The sequence below is a fragment of the Candidatus Igneacidithiobacillus taiwanensis genome, from assembly GCF_031962545.1.
Lineage (GTDB): Bacteria > Pseudomonadota > Gammaproteobacteria > Acidithiobacillales > Acidithiobacillaceae > Igneacidithiobacillus > Igneacidithiobacillus taiwanensis.
This window is the reverse complement of sequence record NZ_JAVRKK010000210.1, coordinates 1-2,886: the sequence shown is the minus strand read 5'-3', so window position 1 is coordinate 2,886 and position 2,886 is coordinate 1. Positions and strand designations below refer to the sequence as shown.

Sequence of the window (2,886 nt, the reverse complement as noted above, 5' to 3'; positions counted from 1 at the left end):
CCTGAATGTCCCCGGCAGCAATCCGCTGCGGACGACCAGCTATGTGCAGCAAAACTACAAAGGTCACGCCTTCGAGGTCGGCACCGTCACCGTGGCTAACCCCAAACTGAACAAGCCAACCGATGACCACCCGTTGCCCGGCAAGTATTACCTCAAGCTGATCCGCGCCGAACTCCAGGCGGCCTTCCAGCATTACCACCTGGGACAAGGCACCCAACCGGCATACAAGGTGAACGTAGCGGTAAAGGATTGGTACTTTACGTCTGGAGAGGGGTGGACAGTCGGCCATCTCTACGCCAACGCCAGCGTAGAAAATCCGGAAACCGGGCAGAGCACGCCTCCGTACCTGGTCAAGGTATGGGATGGCGGCGGCTTCCGCTACGCCTACTGGTTCGTACCGACCTGGGATTATTGCCAACGTCTTCCCGTCGGGCTTGGCGTATTTGTTGCTCAGGATATGAAGCAACTGCAGGAAGGAAAGTCACTCGGTGACCTTTCCAACGGGTTTGAATTTGTCGTGCATACTGACATACCGCAGTTTAGCGGCGTCATCACGCCCGGCGACCACCTTAGCAAGAAGCAGATCGAGCAGATCACCGGCCTGAGCAAGGAACAACTGGAGGCTTACGCGAAAAAGGCGGGAAGCTAAAGCGATCAGAAACTCCACGGCAGTAAAGCAAAGCCCCGAGCACTGGTTCTATGGACCGGCGGGGCGGGGTTTCGGGTAGCTGATCTCATCGAGGATCTTGGGTGGCGTAAGACCGGCAATGTCGAACAGATCTGCTATGGCAAGGCGGTAGGCATACCGCGTACCCGGCGACCACCCTGCATGGGCCGCAAAGAACTCTTGGACATGTCTTTTCCCGACCTGACCCATGGACCTACACCCCTGCTGCGCACAAAAGGCAGCAAAAATCTTCATTCTGCTGCGCTGCAGACGACGATTTTTCTTCCCCCCATACCGGGCATAGGCCAGCGTCATCCTCTCTACCTCTCGGACCAGGGGGTTCATCGTGCGCTCCCCAGGTAAGCGACGGTCACGTCGGTCCTACCATGCCCAAGCTCTTGGGCAATTTGCTGGCGAGCTTCCCTGTCCAGATCTTTACCGACGAGCCGAAAACCAGCGACAACTGGCGCGTCTTTGCCCGTGTAATCCTTATAAAAATCGCATGAAAAGCTAGCCCGCAGAGCATGCAATCCTTGACCGGTAGTGGCTTTGATAGCTTCGCGTGCGTGATCAATGACCGACCTGAAGCCCTTGTAAGAGACCCCTTCCGGGATCAATGAACCACTTTTTCCCTGCACAGCCGCAGCCTTTTCTAACGCGGCTATCTGGTGATCATTGGTGATCTTCACCACTCTTGGCCTCCCGCCCTTTGTCCCCTCTGTGATCCGCACCTCCCCCTTGGATAGGGCTTCCTTGAGTGCGCCTTTAGCGTTGATCAAGGTCGCCTCCTTACTTCTCAGGCCTAGCTCACGGGTGAGATTAACGATAGCGGCCGCCCTTGCGTCGATACCCTTAGTGGCTTGCTCTACAAGGCCGCGATCGAGGCCTTTGGGCGCTTCCTGCCGAACATATGATCTGGCTGGAGCTCCCAAAGATCGTGGAGACAACGACTGCCAGGCACCCTTAGTCGCTGTCGACATGACGGTGTTGATCGCACTGAGCCGATTTTGGATAGAGGAAGCAGAAAGACCACGATCAATCAAGTGGTCAGCATAGGACTGCACCAAATCTTTGGTGATCCGTTCCATGCTGCCTACATCATTATCCTTGGCAAATCTGGCAAAATCGGACCACCGTTGGCTGAGTGTCGCGACTGAGCTATAGGAAATCCCGCTTCTTTGAAGCCACTGGCGACCAGCACTAATCATGTCACGGGTTCCAATTCCGTAATTTCTGGACACAGCTAACCCTCCTTCTCTCAAAGGATAAAAAATGTTTATTTAAGCCACCTTGTGGATAAAAAGTGGCTTAAATAAACACGAATGTGTTCGCACCCGTGTTTATTATCGATCGGTCTGAAAACCGCGCTGTAAATCAAATCTAAATAAAATCGCACGGAATTGTTTCCTGACCACTCCAAGACAGGTGTTGAGGTCTGAAGGGAGCTGCAAAAGTACAGATCCAGTGATCAGGGCGTCTCCCTCCAGACCCATACCTGTCGCGGTAAGTGTTGGATGCACGTTTTGACGAGCGGCGCTCGGGAGGGAAGACGGGCCAAACTTAATGGATCGCCGGCCACGCGATGAGCTTTTTTCTACGTCGGTGCAGTCGCGGCTAAGCGATTGTGCGATTACAAAATGTCTCTGTAGTTCTGTGGTTAGTTCGCGGTTGACGGGGCCGCGAAGAAGGGTACTCCCAGGGGGGCAGTGGGGGTCAGTCGGTGCCGGTCAGGGCGCTGTCGATCCTGGGTCGGGAGGCGATTTCATGCAATTTCATGCGCAAAAATTGCCCTGAAATGCCTGCCGCTACTGGGTTCCCACCGCCCGTCTCTTTCCTCGCTTCGCTCCGAAAGAGACGGGCGGCATGGCTTCGCTCGCTCCTGGCTACGCAGTCGCTCGCTCGGTCATGCATGGTGGTGGGAAAATCTTCGATGGATGTGTTGGCAGACGCTTGCTCCCAGCCTTCGGCGGTCGCTTGGTCTCCTGCTGATATTTGGACGTGACTTGGGTAAGGGTACAACAAAAAGGATTAGCCACATGCCAAGTGGCGGTTTTATCGCATAGCGATGATGGCGTGCTGGTATAAGTAAAATAACCCCGGACGGTTCCGGGAGCAAGACCCTGTATGCGTCCACCACCTTTGGCACTGTGGTAGATGTTGGAGGAGGAAGGATAGCGGTGGTTTCTGTCCGAGTCGATGGTGTGGCCGTTCGGCGTTGT

The 2,886-nt window shown here is 55.0% G+C and carries 4 protein-coding genes; 1 reads left to right on the top strand and 3 read right to left on the bottom strand.

The genetic code is table 11. From position 1 onward, the window contains the following. On the top strand, positions 1-649 hold a 649-nt coding region (locus tag RTI30_RS13800), incomplete at its 5' end, for a hypothetical protein (protein ID WP_312284082.1). Between the two features lie 48 nt (positions 650-697). On the opposite strand, the gene RTI30_RS13795 is transcribed toward RTI30_RS13800, so the two are convergent. The 3 genes from RTI30_RS13795 to RTI30_RS13785 form a co-directional block, all read right to left on the bottom strand. Then, the gene (locus RTI30_RS13795) at positions 698-1,012 is read right to left on the bottom strand and encodes a hypothetical protein (RefSeq protein WP_312284081.1); all 315 of its coding nucleotides are present in this window, start codon (positions 1,010-1,012) and stop codon (positions 698-700) included. Then, positions 1,009-1,875, bottom strand: a complete 867-nt coding sequence (locus RTI30_RS13790) for an integrase domain-containing protein (protein ID WP_312284080.1) — start codon at positions 1,873-1,875, stop codon at positions 1,009-1,011. The genes RTI30_RS13795 and RTI30_RS13790 overlap by 4 nt, the downstream gene beginning before the upstream one ends. Before the next feature lie 675 nt (positions 1,876-2,550). Further along, positions 2,551-2,886: hypothetical protein (locus RTI30_RS13785; protein WP_312284079.1), on the bottom strand; the 336-nt coding region annotated here is incomplete at its 5' end.

Bases quoted from the DNA above. Each gene is read 5' to 3' on its own strand.
- RTI30_RS13795 (WP_312284081.1), bottom strand. From the start codon at position 1,012: ATGAACCCCCTGGTCCGAGAGGTAGAGAGGATGACGCTGGCCTATGCC.
- RTI30_RS13790 (WP_312284080.1), bottom strand. From the start codon at position 1,875: ATGATTAGTGCTGGTCGCCAGTGGCTTCAAAGAAGCGGGATTTCCTAT.